The sequence below is a fragment of the Pseudomonas frederiksbergensis genome (assembly GCF_035751725.1).
In the GTDB taxonomy this organism is placed as follows: domain Bacteria; phylum Pseudomonadota; class Gammaproteobacteria; order Pseudomonadales; family Pseudomonadaceae; genus Aquipseudomonas; species Aquipseudomonas frederiksbergensis_A.
Map to the genome: position 1 here is coordinate 4,543,170 of NZ_CP142104.1, position 14,859 is coordinate 4,558,028.

General features: G+C 63.2%; 12 protein-coding genes. 7 read left to right on the plus strand and 5 right to left on the minus strand.

The window, feature by feature from the left end:
* Positions 1-115: 115 nt before the first annotated feature.
* From VQ575_RS20225 to edd, 5 genes are all read right to left on the minus strand, one after another.
* Entirely contained in the window at positions 116-1,375 is a 1,260-nt protein-coding gene (locus VQ575_RS20225; RefSeq protein WP_045155261.1) for a D-mannose isomerase, read from the minus strand.
* A 150-nt stretch (positions 1,376-1,525) separates the two neighbouring features.
* On the minus strand, positions 1,526-2,995 hold the full coding sequence (locus VQ575_RS20230) for an ATP-binding protein (RefSeq protein WP_039593778.1): 1,470 nt from the start codon (positions 2,993-2,995) through the stop codon (positions 1,526-1,528).
* Positions 2,985-3,716 (minus strand): response regulator, encoded by a 732-nt coding sequence (locus VQ575_RS20235; protein WP_039593777.1) that lies wholly within the window; start codon positions 3,714-3,716, stop codon positions 2,985-2,987. Before VQ575_RS20235 ends, VQ575_RS20230 begins: the two co-directional genes overlap by 11 nt.
* 123 nt (positions 3,717-3,839) lie before the next feature.
* Entirely contained in the window at positions 3,840-4,799 is a 960-nt protein-coding gene (locus tag VQ575_RS20240) for a glucokinase (RefSeq protein WP_325918292.1), read from the minus strand.
* Positions 4,796-6,622, minus strand: a complete 1,827-nt coding sequence (edd, locus tag VQ575_RS20245; RefSeq protein WP_039593775.1) for a phosphogluconate dehydratase — start codon at positions 6,620-6,622, stop codon at positions 4,796-4,798. The genes VQ575_RS20240 and edd overlap by 4 nt, the downstream gene beginning before the upstream one ends.
* 230 nt (positions 6,623-6,852) lie before the next feature.
* On the opposite strand from edd, the gene gap reads away from it, so the two are divergent.
* The 7 genes from gap to VQ575_RS20280 all read left to right on the plus strand — a co-directional run bounded on the left by gap (position 6,853) and on the right by VQ575_RS20280 (position 14,856).
* Positions 6,853-7,854, plus strand: coding sequence for a type I glyceraldehyde-3-phosphate dehydrogenase (gene gap, locus VQ575_RS20250; RefSeq protein WP_039593774.1), 1,002 nt, complete (start codon positions 6,853-6,855; stop codon positions 7,852-7,854).
* 199 nt (positions 7,855-8,053) lie between these two features.
* Complete coding sequence (locus VQ575_RS20255; RefSeq protein ID WP_039593773.1) at positions 8,054-8,566, plus strand: RNA polymerase sigma factor; 513 nt, start codon at positions 8,054-8,056, stop codon at positions 8,564-8,566.
* An 85-nt stretch (positions 8,567-8,651) separates the two neighbouring features.
* Positions 8,652-9,614 carry a FecR family protein gene (locus VQ575_RS20260; protein ID WP_045155259.1) on the plus strand — a complete coding sequence of 321 codons (963 nt, stop codon included), beginning with the start codon at positions 8,652-8,654 and terminating at the stop codon, positions 9,612-9,614.
* Between the two features lie 120 nt (positions 9,615-9,734).
* Entirely contained in the window at positions 9,735-12,323 is a 2,589-nt protein-coding gene (locus VQ575_RS20265) for a TonB-dependent receptor (protein WP_325918294.1), read from the plus strand.
* A gap of 85 nt (positions 12,324-12,408) precedes the next feature.
* Positions 12,409-12,999, plus strand: coding sequence for a biliverdin-producing heme oxygenase (locus VQ575_RS20270; protein ID WP_325918296.1), 591 nt, complete (start codon positions 12,409-12,411; stop codon positions 12,997-12,999).
* Between the two features lie 35 nt (positions 13,000-13,034).
* Positions 13,035-13,475 (plus strand): YbaN family protein, encoded by a 441-nt coding sequence (locus VQ575_RS20275; RefSeq protein ID WP_325918298.1) that lies wholly within the window; start codon positions 13,035-13,037, stop codon positions 13,473-13,475.
* 34 nt (positions 13,476-13,509) lie between these two features.
* Positions 13,510-14,856, plus strand: coding sequence for a CoA transferase (locus VQ575_RS20280; RefSeq protein WP_325918300.1), 1,347 nt, complete (start codon positions 13,510-13,512; stop codon positions 14,854-14,856).
* The last annotated feature ends 3 nt before the right edge of the window (positions 14,857-14,859 follow it).

Consider the following 14,859-nt stretch of genomic DNA (forward strand, 5'->3'; position numbering starts at 1 on the left):
TAGAAGTACCTTTCTTGTTGTTATGCATGCAAGTCTGGTGCTTGCGCTGCATGGATTCTAATCAGGGGTTATCCCTTCGCAGGTAACGAAGGGACGCGGATATGTCACGACATGGTTACACAGGTGCGGGATCGGATAGCCGCGCCAAGGCTGACGCCATGCTCGGTGCCAACGGCAGACGTGGAATCAGCACCGCCTGCCAGGCGTGATAAAGATCAGGCTTGCCCGGCCAGATGTCGGCGCTGGGACGGTTCTGCGGATCAAGCTCGTGATGCCAGCTGCCATTGCAGCGGTCGATGAAATGTTTGTCACAAAATTCCCAGAAACGCCGGTACCACGCTTCGTATTGCGCCTCGTCGGTCCGTTTGAGCAAGGCGCTGGCCGCGGCTGCCGCTTCGGCATGCACCCAATGCAGACGATGGCGGACCACGGCGCGGTTGTCCCAGTCCAACGTGTAGACAATGCCTGGCGCACCATCGACGTCCCAGCCATGGCGACAGTTCTGGTCGAAGAGTTTTTGCGCGTCCTGGGCCAGCCAGCCCGGCGTCAGCATGCCGATCTGCACGCGCGCGGCTTCGAGGTGCAGCAGCAGCCGCGCCCATTCGAAGCCATGGCCTGGGGTGGTGCCGTAGGGACGAAACCCATCGGCCGGGTTGTCGTGGTTGTATTCGCGCAGCGGCTGCCAGTCGCGGTCGAAATGCTCCACGACCATGTAATCATTGGCGGCTGCATGGCCGTGGATCACCCGCTCGACGATCCGCAGCGCACGAACCAGCCAGCGCGGGTCGTCGGTGGCATCGGCCAGGGCAAGGAAGGCTTCGGTGGCGTGCATGTTGCTGTTGGCGCCGCGATAGGCCTCTTCTTCGCGCCAGTCGCGGTTGAAGGATTCGCGCATGGCGCCTTCCTCCTCGCACCAGAAACGTTCGTCGATGACCCGCACCGCTTCGTTGAGCAAGGCCTCGGCGCCAGGGCGCTGGGCCACGACCGCGGAGCTGGCGGCCAGGGCAACGAAAGCATGCAGGTAGGCGGCTTTGCCGGTCTCGTTTTCAGCCGGATTGGCCGTGGCGAACCAACCACCATGCTCGGCGTCGCGCAGCGGCCCCATGAGGGCTTGCACGCCATGATCTACCAGTTCGGCAAACCCCGGCAGGCCCTGGATGTGGGCCATGGCGAAGCTGTGGGTCATGCGCGCGGTGTTCATGGTTTCGGCCCGGGCATTGGCCGGCAGGCGCCCCAGCTCGTCCAGATTGCCGAAACCGTCCGGCAGCTTCGAGGCCTTGGCGAACGCCAACAGCCGCAAGCCTTCGGCAGCGAGCCATTGCTGGTGGGCAGGAGCGTTCAGCCAACTGCTGAAGGCCGGTTGGAAGGTGTCCATCGAGATACCTTTTTTGTTGTTTTGACCCGGGGAGTCTAAACAACGGGAGATGCGCGGCAGGTAACGAAAGGGACGAGTTATGTCACCGACTTGTGACATTGGGACGGAAGTGTGTTGGACCTGCTCGCGAAGAACGATGACTCGGTCCGACTAATCCACACTCCGAGGCAACTGCAACGTCACCCGCAACCCGCCCTCGCGCAGATTCTGCAGGCTGACTTCGCCACCATGGCTGTGGGCGATGTTGCGGGCGATGCCCAACCCCAAGCCGTAGCCTTGTTGTTGCCCGGCGAGCCGGAAGTGCGGCTCGAAGACCTGCTCCAGGCGCTGTTCCGGCACACCCGGCCCTTCATCGTCGACGTGCAGGATGAACGCCGCTTCATCGTCATCGATGTGCAGATGCGCCCTTTGTCCGTATTTCAAAGCGTTGTCGATCAGGTTACCGATGCAGCGCTTGAGGGCCAACGGCTTGCCGGGATACGGCGCCAGCGCCCGGCCATCCTGGGTGACCCGGCCGTTGCCGTTGGGCGCGAGGTAAGGTTCCACCAGGCAGTCCAGTACATGGTTGAGGTCCACCGGCTCGATGTTTTCATGGATATCGGTGTCCTTGACGCATTGCAGCGCGCCCTTGACCAGCAGCTCCAGTTCGTCGAGGTCTCGGCCGAACTTGGCCTGCAGGTTTTCATCTTCCAGCAGCTCGACCCGCAACCGCAGCCGAGTGATGGGCGTGCGCAAGTCATGGGAAATCGCGCTGAACAACTGGCTGCGCTCGGTCAGGTAGCGGCTGATGCGCTCGCGCATCGCGTTGAACGCCCGACCCACTTCCACCACTTCGCTGCCGCCGCCCTCGGCCACCGGCTGCACTTCAGCGCCGAGGGACATGTCCCGCGCCGCCCGGGCCAGGCGCTTGAGTGGCCGGCTCTGCCAGTGCACCAGCAAGCCGATGAACAACAGCAACAAGCTGCTGGTGAGCACGATGAAGCCCACCTGCTGCTTGGGCAGGTCCTGTTCTTCGAGGCTGGTATAGGGTTCGGGCAGCAGCGAGGCGATGTACAGCCATTCACCCGGCGCCATCTGGATTTGCGTGACCAGCACCGGCGGGTTCACCGGCTCGAGCGTCAACGCGTAATGGGCCCATGAGCGCGGCAGCTCGTCGAGCTTGAGCCCGCCGTTGAAGATCCGCAGGTCTTCGGGGCTGACGAACTTCACGGAGATGTCGGTGTTGCTGCCCAGGGAGCGCCGCAGCACGTCGTCCACGGCCTGGAGCACCGCCAGTTTGCGCGGTGTCACGGGCAGCACGTCCATGCCCAGCGGCTTGTCATTGAGCGTGACGACGAACCGTGTGCCGCCCATGCTGCGCAATTGGTCGAGTACCAAGGGCCGATAAGCCACGGGCAGCGAGCGCAGATAGCTGACGGTGGCGGTCATCGAATGGGCAAGGCTGCGGGCGCTGGTGACCAGTCCTTCAAGCTGGGTGGCGCGCAATTGCGAGACCCAGATCAGGCTGGACAATGTCTGGGCGAACAGCACGACCAGCAGGGTCAGCAACAGCATCCGCCCCAGCAACGAGCGCGGCACCGGCACCCGCCTGACAATCTTCCTGATCGTTTCAGTGACCATTGCTGGCAACCACACTGGCCGCCAACTGATAACCGCTGCCGCGCACCGTACGAATCAACCGCGGCGGTTTGTCCGTGTCACGCAGGCGTTGGCGCAGGCGACTGACCGCCATGTCGACGATCCGGTCCAGGGGCATCAGTTCGCGCCCACGGGTGGCGTTGCCGATGGTGTCGCGGTCGAGGATTTCCTGAGGGTGGTCGAGGAAGAGCTTGAGCAGAGCAAAATCGGCGCCGGAGAGAATCACCTCTTCCCCGTCGGCATGAAACAACCGATGGCTGACCATGTCCAGCCGCCACTCATCGAAGGCCAGTACGTCGCCGCCCGGCCGCTCTTGGCCGAACTGCGCCCGACGCAGCAGCGCCTTGATCCGCGCCTGCAATTCACGGGGGCTGAACGGCTTGCCCAGGTAATCATCGGCACCCAGCTCCAGGCCGATGACCCGGTCGGCCTCGTCGGAACTGGCGGTGAGCATGATGATCGGCACATGGGCCTGGCGCGGGTGCTCGCGAACCCAGCGGCAAAGGCTGAAGCCGTCCTCGTCGGGCAACATCACATCGAGGATCACCAGGTCGCTAGGCGCCTCGTTCAAGGCCTGGCGAAACCCGGCGCCATCAGGCGTGGTGCGCACCTGGAAACCCGCACGGCTGAGGTAAGTGTCCAGCAGTTCGCGAATCTCCTGGTCGTCGTCGACCAACAAAATCGATTTGTTCACTGAACTCACGGGGCCTCGTCCTTGTTGTTTGGATTTGGGGGCGATTATGCCTGATGGACGGGTTCTACAAACACACAGAGCCCTTTGTGGAAGCAAGCCTGCTCGCTCCCACAAGGGGGGATATTTCATATTTCAAACTGCGGTCGACTGCTCCAACGCCACGCCCGCGCCCATCAGGCCGGAGTACGGCGCCGTCACCAACCAGACCGGAATGCCTTTGAAATAATCGCTCATGCAACCCTTGTCGGCGAAGGATTTGGCAAAGCCACTCTCAAGGAAGAAATCGGCAAACCGCGGGACGACGCCGCCAACGATGTAGACACCGCCGCGCCCGCCCACCGTGAGTACGTTGTTGCCCGCCACGCGCCCCAGCCATCGGCAGAACTGCTCAAGCACTTCCAGCGCAACAGGGTCCCCGGCCAGGCCGGCGGCGGTAATGGATTCCGGGGTATCGAGCACCGGCTCATGGCCATCCGCCGCACAGATTGCCCGGTAGACACGGGGCAGGCCGCTGCCGCTCAAGGCGGTTTCGGCGCTTACGTGACCGATCTCGTTGTAGATGTGTTGCCAGAGCTGGGTCTCGCGCGGACTGCTCATCGGCAGGTCGACGTGACCACCCTCGCCCGGCAGTGCTGCGAAGCGGCCTTCGCCCAGGTCCAGCAGCGTCCCGACACCCAGCCCGGTGCCCGGGCCGATCACCACCGCCGGACGCATGGGCTCCGGAGTGCCCTGGCAAACGACCCGGTATTCACCAGGACGCAAGCAGGTCATGCCCAGGGCCATGGCCGAGAAGTCGTTGACCAGCAACAGCTTCTCCACCTCCAAGGTCTTGCAGAACGCCAGGTTGCTCAGTCGCCAGTGGTTGTTGGTGAAGCGAAACTCATCACCGCTCACGGGGCCGGCCACCGACAGGCACACCGAGCCAATCGCCCCCGGCGCCATGCCCATGCCGCTCAGGTAAACCTTGATGGCATCTTCCGGGCAGGCGTAATCCGCCGTCGCCAGCACTTGGATATTTTCCAGGTTGTGGTTTTTCCACAGGGCGAAACGCGCATTGGTCCCACCGATGTCACCGACCAAAGCCAGTTTCAATTAAGCGTCTCCAGGGCAGAAGTGAAGGCGCTGGCGCCCTGCTCCGCCGAGCTGAAGGCCATGCGCATGAAACCGAACAGCTCGCGACCAGTGCCGATGTTGTTGCCCAACAGGCCCTTGGCCGGTTCGCGCGCGGCGAATTCCTCGGCGTCCACCTTCAGTTCCAAGGTGCCTTTGACGCCATCGACGCGGATGATATCGCCCTCCTGCACCCGAGCCAACGCGCCGCCGACATAAGCTTCGGGGCTGACATGAATGGCCGCCGGGATTTTCCCCGACGCACCGGACATGCGCCCGTCGGTCACCAGCGCCACTTTGAAGCCGCGATCCTGCAGCACACCGAGGAACGGTGTCATCTTGTGCAGCTCGGGCATGCCGTTGGAACGCGGGCCCTGGAAGCGCATCACCGCGACAAAGTCTTTTTCCAGCAGTCCGGCCTTGAACGCATCCGCCAGGTCCTGCTGATCCTGGAACACCATGGCCGGGGCTTCGACGATCTGGTTTTCCAAGGCCACGGCCGACACCTTCATCACACCACGGCCGAGGTTGCCTTCCATCACCCGCAACCCGCCTTCTGGCGAGAAGGCGCGGGCCACCGGGCGCAGGATGTTTTCGTCGAGGCTTTCGATCGGGCCGTCGCGCCACACCAGCTCGCCATTCTCGAGGAACGGCTCCTGGGTGTAGCGGCTCAGGCCGTGACCGAGCACGGTGTTGACGTTTTCGTGAAGCAAACCGGCTTCCAGCAACTCACGGATCAGGAACGACATGCCACCCGCCGCCTGGAAGTGGTTGATGTCGGCCTTGCCGTTCGGGTAGACGTGGCTCAGGGTCGGCACCACCTCGGAGAGGTCGGCCATGTCCTGCCAGGTCAACTGGATGCCCGCCGCCATGGCGATGGCCGGCATGTGCAGGGTGTGGTTGGTGGAGCCGCCGGTGGCGTGCAGCGCGACGATGGAGTTGACCAGCGAGCGCTCGTCGACGATTTCGCCGATGGGCATGAAGTTGCCGCTCTGCTTGGTCAGGCGCGTGACCTGGAACGCTGCCTCACGGGTCAGGGCATCGCGCAGCGGCGTGTTCGGGTTCACGAACGAGGCGCCCGGCAAGTGCAGGCCCATCACTTCCATCAGCAACTGGTTGGTGTTGGCGGTGCCGTAGAAGGTGCAGGTGCCGGGGCTGTGGTAGGACTTCATCTCTGATTCCAGCAGCTCTTCGCGCGTCGCCTTGCCTTCGGCGTAGCGCTGGCGCACATCGGCTTTTTCCTTGTTGGAAATGCCCGAGACCATCGGCCCGCCGGGCACGAAGATCGTCGGCAGATGACCGAAGCGCAGCGCGCCCATCATCAGGCCCGGGACGATCTTGTCGCAGATGCCGAGCATCAGTGCGCCGTCGAACATGTTGTGGGACAACGCCACCGCCGTGGACAGTGCGATCACTTCACGGCTCGGCAGACTCAATTCCATTCCCGCCTCGCCCTGGGTCACCCCGTCGCACATCGCTGGCGTGCCACCGGCGAACTGGCCGACCGAGCCGATCTCGCGCAGGGCTTTCTTGATTTGTTCGGGGAAGGTTTCGTACGGCTGGTGGGCCGAGAGCATGTCGTTATAGGACGACACGATGGCGATGTTGGCGGCGTTCATCATCCGCAGGTGGTGCTTGTCTTCGGTGCCGCAACCGGCCACGCCATGGGCGAAGTTGGCGCACTGCAGCTTGCCACGCATCGGGCCGTCGCTGGCTGCACCGCGGATCAGTGCAAGGTAAGCCTCGCGTGTAGCGCGACTGCGGGCGATAAGCCGTTCGGTGACCTCAAGTACGCGGGGATGCATGTGTAGAACTCCAGGCTAACGGGTGTGGCGACCTGATTGTCTATGCTGATCAAAAGCCCGCTGCATGCTGTGCCCAAGGCGAGGCGACAAACGGTTTTTGACCAATCGGACCAGTTGATACAGGTCACTCGTTGTAGATAAAACAAAATATTGCCACTAAAAAGGCTTGTTTTCTATTTTTATGCGAATAATCTTGTAATTCCAACAACAAATCGACGGCGGCGCAGTTAATGACTCTTCGAATCGCAATCAATGGTTTTGGCCGCATCGGCCGCAACGTCCTTCGTGCACTGTATACCCAAGGCTATCGTCGCGACTTGCAGATCGTCGCCATCAACGACCTGGGCGACAGTGCGATCAATGCCCATCTGCTCAAGTTCGACACCGTGCATGGCACTTTCGATGCCGACGTCCAGCACGATCACGAAAGCCTGACGGTCAACGGCGACCGCATCTCGGTCAGCGCCATCCGCAACCCGGCCGAACTGCCTTGGGCCGCCGAGAAGATCGACGTAGTGTTCGAATGCACCGGCCTGTTCACCGACCGTGCCAAGGCTGCCGCGCATATCAGCGCAGGCGCCCGCAAGGTGATCATCTCGGCCCCGGCCAAGGGCGCCGACGCCACCGTCGTGTATGGCGTCAACCATGACATCCTGCGCCAGTCCCACCAGATCATCTCCAATGCGTCGTGCACCACCAACTGCCTGGCCCCGGTGGCCCAGGTGCTGCACCGCGAGCTGGGCATCGAAAGCGGCCTGATGACCACCATCCATGCCTACACCAACGACCAGAACCTGACGGACGTCTACCACAGCGACCCGTACCGTGCCCGCTCGGCCACCCAGAACATGATCCCGAGCAAGACCGGCGCCGCCGAAGCCGTGGGCCTGGTGCTGCCGGAACTGGCGGGCAAGCTGACCGGCATGGCCGTGCGCGTCCCGGTGATCAATGTGTCCCTGGTGGACCTGACCGTGCAGCTCAAGCGCGAAGCGTCGGCCGATGAAGTCAACGCGCTGCTCAAGCAGGCCAGCCAGCACTCCAAGATCCTCGGCTACAACACCCTGCCGTTGGTCTCCAGCGATTTCAACCACAACCCGCTGTCGTCGATCTTCGACGCCAACCACACCAAGGCCAGTGGCAAGCTGCTCAAGGTACTGGCCTGGTACGACAACGAATGGGGCTTCTCCAACCGCATGCTGGATAACTGCCTGGCGTTGTGTAACGCGGAGTAACCGATACGGCAGTAATGGCTTTCCCTGTGGAAGCGTGCCTGCTCGCGAAGGCGGTATCCCAGTCGACTCTCTGCTGACTGAACTGACGCTTTCGCGAACAGGCTCGCTCCAACAGTGGTTCTGCGGTACGAAATGAAGGCTTGACCCGTCACGCATATGATAAGCATTATCATCTGCTCGAACCGGATCGGGCCCTATCGTGAGTCAATCGCGTTTTCACCACGTCTTTCTCGCCCAGCGTACCCCGCTGCTGCGCACCCTCGAACGGATGGTCAACAACCCGAGCACCGCCGAGGACCTGCTGCAGGAAACCTACCTGCGCGTCACCCGCGCCCTGAGCGAGCGCACTGTCGATCATCTCGAACCCTTTGTCTTCCAGACCGCCCGCAACCTGGCGCTGGACCATTTGCGCGCGCGGCGAATCCAGTCGCGAACCCTGGTCGACGACGTGCCGCAGGACGTCGTGAACAACGTGATCGCTCCCCAGAGCAGCGCCGAAGACGCCGCCCATGCCGAACGAATGCTCGAACGCCTCAATGTCAGCCTGCAATCCCTCAGCCCGCGCCAACGGCAGGTCTTCATTCTCAGTCGGCTGCATGGCCACAGTTACCAAGACATCGCGCAACGATTGGACGTGTCCCTGAGCACCGTGCAAAAAGAACTGAAACTGATCATGGCCATTTGCGTGGCCGTGGCCGAACGCAACCCATGACGACAAGCCGAATGCCGGATGCAGGCTTGCCAGTTACCGCTTGCGGCTTGTAGCGTGTGCCTGCCGCCAATAATGAGAATCCACCGTGACGGACAATCATCGCCCACCTGAAGCCGCCGGGGCACAGGACACCGCCCACGCCATGGACCAGGCGCTGGACTGGTTGATCCTGCTCGAAAGCCCCAGCGAGGATCAACGCCGACACTTCCAGGCCTGGCTGGCGGCCGATCCACGCCATGGCGAAGCGTTCGCCAGGGCGCAGGCGATCTGGAATGGCCCGCAGATTATCGAAAGCGCCCGGCAACTGCGGGATCGGCCAAACGTCACCGCGCTGTCGCGCCTGCGCGCCCATTGGAAACCCCTGGCCACCGCTGCCGTGCTGGTGCTGGGCCTGTTCAATTTCAGCGACTTGCCGCTGCGTTTCCAGGCCGACCACCTGACCGTGGTCGGTGAGCGCCAGCGACTGCAATTGGAAGACGGCTCCAAGGTCCTGCTCAACACCGATTCGGCTTTCTCCAGTTCGTTCGACGAACATCGGCAAGTGGCCCGACTCTACAAGGGCGAAGCATTCTTCGAGGTGCCGGCCAACCGTCACCTGCCGCTGGAACTGGACGCCGGTCCGGTCACCGCCAGCGTCAGTGACACCTCATTTGCCGTGCGCTACGTGGACGGCGTCGCGCAGGTCCAGGTGCAGCGCGGCGACATCGACCTGCGGGCCACCCGGTATGACACCCACGTACGGCTGTCGGCGGGAGAAAGCATCCGCATCGGCCCCAACGGCTTCGACCGTCCGGCGCGGCTCGATGCCGGAACGGAACTGGCTTGGGTCCAAGGTCGGCTGGTGTTCGAAAACCGGCCGCTGAGCCAGGTCCTGGCAGAGTTGCGACGCTACTACCCTGGCTGGATCATCAACACCAACGAACGGCTGGCCAACGTCGCGGTGACGGGCAACTACCGCCTCGACCAGCCGCTGGATGTGGTCCGTTCCCTGGCCCACATCACCTCCGCGCGGCTGCAGGAATTCCCGGCGTTGGTGATTTTGAACTAAATGAGAATTATTTTTACTCGATAGCCCTCACTGGTTCGTCTCGTTATAGCCAATGCAATTGATTCGCATCTTCACGATGCCGATCTGCACCTATAACAGATGCGACACGGAGCGCTATCGATGTCCTCTCGCCTTACTTGCCGGTTCCTCGCACCTTGCTGCGCGCTGTCATTGCTGACCGCCGCCATCCTGATGGCCGGTGCAGTGCCGGCGGCCCTCGCCGCAGGGCAACCGCCCGCCCACAACATGGGCGACTACACCTTCAACATCCCCCGACAGCCCCTGGTCTCCGCGCTCAACGCATTCACGACGGTGACGGGCTGGCAGGTAGGCTTGCCGGCTGAACTGGCCGAAGGCATCGCCTCGCCGGGTGTGAACGGCTCGCTGTCGCCGGAAAAAGCCCTGGAGCGCCTGTTGGTGGGGACCGACTTGAGCTACCGCAAACTGAGCAGCAACAACATCGTTCTGGAAAAACGCAGCGCCGGCAACGTGCTGGATTTGCAACAGGTGACCATCAGCGCCACCCGCCAGGAACAGGACATCACCCGCGTACCGAGCACCGTTTCCGTCCACGATCGCCAGGAACTCGATCGCAATAACGTCAACACCATCAAGGACCTGGTGCGCTACGAGCCTGGCGTCTCGGTGGGCGGCGCGGGCCAGCGCGGCGGCATCAGCGGCTACAACATCCGCGGCATCGACGGCAACCGGATACTGACCCAGATCGATGGGGTGGAAGTGCCCGGCGGTTTCTTCAATGGCCCCTATGCCAAGACCCAGCGCAACTATGTCGACCCGGAAATCATCAAGCGCGTGGAAATCCTCCGTGGCCCGGCCTCGGTGCTGTACGGCAGCAATGCCATTGGTGGCGTCGTCAGTTATTTCACGCTCGATGCGGATGACATCATCAAGCCCGGCCAGGACGTCGGTGCACGCCTGAAGACTGGCTACAGCTCCGCCGATGAGAGCTGGCTCAAGTCCGCCACGGTCGCCGGTCGCAACGGGCCATTCGACGGCCTGCTGCATTACAGCCAGCGCGACGGCCATGAAACCGAATCCTACGGCAGCAACAATGGCATCGGCCTGGACCGCACCGCGGCCAACCCGGAAGACGTGCGCGCCAACAACGTGCTGGTCAAACTCGGCTGGGACTACAGCGATGACGCACGCCTGAGCCTGGTGTACGAGAAGTACAAGGATGATCGCGACACCGACCTGAAAAGCGCCTACGGCGGTCCCTACGCCAACGGCCAACCGGCCATTCCCGCCTCCATCCTGCCCGGCGGCATGTACCAGTGGCGCACCGGCAACGACACCATCACCCGTGAACGTTTCGGTCTGGAGCACAGCTTCGCCCTCGACAGCTTGCTGGCCGACAACATCAAGTGGAGCCTGAACCACCAGATCGCCAAGACCGACCAGAGCACCGCCGAGTTCTACTTCCCGATCACTCGTCGAGTACTGCGCACACGGGAAACGCTTTATGAAGAAAAGCAGTGGGTGTTCGACGCGCAGCTGGACAAGTCATTCAGCATTGCCGACACCGATCATGCGCTGGCCTACGGCACCACGCTCAAGCAACAGAAAGTCACCGGCTCACGCAGCGGCAACGGCGTGTGCCTGGCGGTTGGCGTGGGCTGCCCCACCGTTGGCGCCATCAGCACGCGGGACGTGCTGGCAAAAGCCAGCGACTTTCCCGACCCGACCATCAGCACCTACAGCCTGTTCGCCCAAGACCAGATCAGTTGGGACAAATGGACCTTCACGCCCGGCCTGCGCTACGACTACACCCGGCTCAAGCCGCACCTGACCGAGGAATTCCTCAGCACCGTAGACCCTACCGCCGGCGGTGACGTCAGCGATGAAAACAAGACCTGGCATCGCGTCTCGCCCAAGTTCGGCCTGACTTATGCACTGACCGACCAGTACACGTGGTACGGCCAATACGCCGAGGGCTTCCGCACACCGACGGCCAAGGCTTTGTATGGTCGTTTCGACAACCCAGGCGCGGGTTACAGCGTGGAACCCAATCCCGACCTGGAACCGGAAAAAAGCAAGAGCTACGAAACCGGCCTGCGCGGCCGTTTCGACTCCGGCTCGTTCGACGTGGCGGTGTTCTACAACAAGTACCGCGACTTCATCAACGAAGACGCCATCACCCCGGGTGCAAACCAGTTGACCTTCCAGAGCAACAACATCAAGCACGCGACCATCAAGGGCATCGAAGCCAAGGGGCGCCTGGACCTGGACGTGCTGGGCGCGCCACGGGGGCTCTACACCCAAGGCTCGTTGGCCTACCTCTATGGCCGCAACGACGACACCGGCGAACCGCTCAACAGCATCAATCCGCTGACCGGCGTGTTCGGCCTGGGCTACGACCAGGAACAGTTCGGCACTTTGCTCAGTTGGACCCTGGTGAAGAAGAAAAACCGTGTCGACGACAGCAACTTCAACTCCCCTGATGGCGTCAGCAGCCAGTTCAAGACGCCGGGCTTCGGCATCCTCGACCTGAGCGGGTACTACAAGGTCACCGACGACGTCACCGTCAGCGGCGGCCTCTACAACCTCACCGACAAGAAGTACTGGCTGTGGGACGACGTGCGCGGCTACGACAGCGTCGGCGAAGCGGCGGTGCTGAGCCCGGCCAACCTCGATCGCCTGACCGCGCCTGGGCGCAACTTCGCGGTGAACCTGATCTGGGATATCTGAACAGGATTACTGTCGACAAGCCAAATGCCCTGTGGCGAGGGAGCAAGCTCCCTCGCCACGATGTTCCAACTCGAAGGATTTTTTCATGACCACCCAACGTCTCGTTTCCCGTTCCCAACGCCTGAACCAGATCACCCACGAGCCCCACAGCAAGCTCGACGCGCTGGTCAAGGCCCACGCCCCGTTCGATACCCCAACCAGCTTCGCCCGCTTCGTCGTCGCCCAGTACCTGTTCCAGTCGGAACTGGTGGCGCTGTACAACGACGCCGAACTGTCCGCCTTGATTCCTGACCTGCCAGCCCGCTGCCGTGCCGACGCAGCGAAGGCGGATCTCGCCGACCTGGACACCGAAGTTCCCGCGCCGGTGGCCGGTGCGGTGAACAATCCGACCCAGGCCGAAGCCCTGGGCTGGCTGTTCGTTTCCGAGGGTTCCAAGCTTGGCGCTGCGTTCCTGATCAAGCGTGCCGTGGGCCTGGGCCTGAGCGAAACCTTCGGCGCCCGACACCTGGCCGAACCTGCCGGCGGGCGTGCCGAAGGCTGGAAAACCTTCACCCGCACCCTGGATGGCCTGGCCTTCACCGAACAGCAGGAAGCCGAGGCGGACAAAGGCGCGCTGGATGCCTTCAACCGGTTTACCGTACTGCTGGAACAGGCCTATGCGGCCGAACCGGCCTGATTCCCACAGGGATGGTGCATGACTGAAAAACGCCGATGAACCTCCCCGCGAAATTCACCCAACTGCTCTTCGCCCTGCTCGCCTACACCAGCCTGGCCATCGGCCTGGTCGCCATCGTCGTGCCCGGCTTGCCGACCACCGAGTTCATCCTCCTGGCCGCCTGGGCCGCGACCCGCAGTTCGCCACGCCTGAGCGCCTGGCTGGAAAACCATCGGCTGTTCGGGCCGATGCTGCACAACTGGCACAACGGCAAGGTCATCGCGCGCCGGGCCAAGGTCGGTGCCACCACCAGCATGCTGCTGTGTGCCGGGTTGATGCTGGTGATACTCGACCACCGCTGGCCGGTCTACCTGGCGCTCGCCGGCATGGGCCTTGGCAACCTGTGGATCTGGTCGCGCCCGGAACAGGCACAGGGCTCTCGTGGCGAGGGAGCTTGCCCCCGCTGGGCCGCAAAGCGGCCCCCATCGGATTTTTGAACTATGATCGCCCTCTCGTACTGGAGGGCTTTCGATGTCAGATCTGCTCACGTCCGTGCAAACCGCGCTCGGCTTACCCACGACCCCGATCACTTTCAGCGGCGAAGGCGCCCTGCCCTCCGCATTCGCCGTCACGGAATTGGCCAGTGTCAGCATCGCCGCAGCCGGCCAAGCCACCGCCGCGCTCATCCACCAGCAAACCGGCCGCCTGCCACCCGTCGAAGTCAACCGACGGCTGGCGTCGTTCTGGTTCGCCACCTCCCTACGCCCCATCGGCTGGCACGTGCCGCCGATGTGGGATCCGGTGGCCGGCGACTATGCCTGCGCCGACGGCTGGATTCGCCTGCACACCAACGCGCCGCATCATCGCCTGGCGGCGGAAAAAGTCCTCGGCACCTGCACCGACCGCGCCGACATGGCGGCCAGGGTGGCCCGCTGGAACAAGGCCGAGCTGGAGCAGGCCGTGGTCGACGCCGACGGTTGCGCCGCGCAGATGCGTTCGTGGCAGGCCTGGCAAACCCACCCTCAAGGCATGGCGGTGAACGCCGAGCCGCTGGTGCATCTGAATGAAACTATTGCAGAACAGCACAAACCCTGGCTCGGCTCGGTGACCCAGCCACTGGCGGGACTCAAGGTCCTGGACCTGACCCGCGTATTGGCCGGCCCCGTCGCCAGCCGCTTCCTTGCCGGCCTCGGTGCCGACGTGCTGCGCATCGACCCGCCGACCTGGAACGAGCCCGGCGTGGTCCCGGAAGTCACCCTGGGCAAACGCTGCGCCCGCCTCGACCTGCATCGAGCCGAGGATCGCGCGACGTTCGAGGCCCTGCTCAAGGACACCGACATTCTCCTGCACGGCTACCGTGCCGACGCCCTGGAGCGCCTGGGCTACGGCGCCGAACAGTGCCGGAAACTGGCCCCGGGCCTGATCGACGTCAGCCTCAACGCCTACGGCTGGAGCGGCCCGTGGCAGAACCGACGCGGCTTCGACAGCCTGGTGCAAATGAGCAGTGGCATTGCCGAAGCCGGCATGGCTTGGAAACACACCGACAAACCGACACCGCTGCCGGTACAAGCGCTGGACCATGGCACCGGCTATTTGCTGGCGGCCAGCGCCTTGGTGCTACTGTCCCGCCGTCTCGAAAGCGGCCACGGCGGCTCGGCACGCTTGTCGCTGGCGCGCACGGCAAAGCTGTTGGTCGAGCGTGGCGCAGGGGACTCAAGCCCATTGCGAGCCGAGGCCGAAGATGATCAGGGCCTGGTGATCGAACAGACGCCATGGGGACCAGCCCACCGGCTGCAGGTGCCCGTGAAAATCACCGGGACACCGCTGCAATGGACCTTGCCGGCGGCGGAACTGGGGGCACATCGGGCCCGGTGGTGAACC

Coding starts and splice junctions, on each gene's coding strand:
- VQ575_RS20225 (WP_045155261.1), bottom strand. CDS start 1,375: ATGGACACCTTCCAACCGGCCTTCAGCAGTTGGCTGAACGCTCCTGCC.
- VQ575_RS20230 (WP_039593778.1), bottom strand. CDS start 2,995: ATGGTCACTGAAACGATCAGGAAGATTGTCAGGCGGGTGCCGGTGCCG.
- edd (WP_039593775.1), bottom strand. CDS start 6,622: ATGCATCCCCGCGTACTTGAGGTCACCGAACGGCTTATCGCCCGCAGT.
- gap (WP_039593774.1), top strand. CDS start 6,853: ATGACTCTTCGAATCGCAATCAATGGTTTTGGCCGCATCGGCCGCAAC.
- VQ575_RS20265 (WP_325918294.1), top strand. CDS start 9,735: ATGTCCTCTCGCCTTACTTGCCGGTTCCTCGCACCTTGCTGCGCGCTG.
- VQ575_RS20270 (WP_325918296.1), top strand. CDS start 12,409: ATGACCACCCAACGTCTCGTTTCCCGTTCCCAACGCCTGAACCAGATC.
- VQ575_RS20275 (WP_325918298.1), top strand. CDS start 13,035: ATGAACCTCCCCGCGAAATTCACCCAACTGCTCTTCGCCCTGCTCGCC.
- VQ575_RS20280 (WP_325918300.1), top strand. CDS start 13,510: ATGTCAGATCTGCTCACGTCCGTGCAAACCGCGCTCGGCTTACCCACG.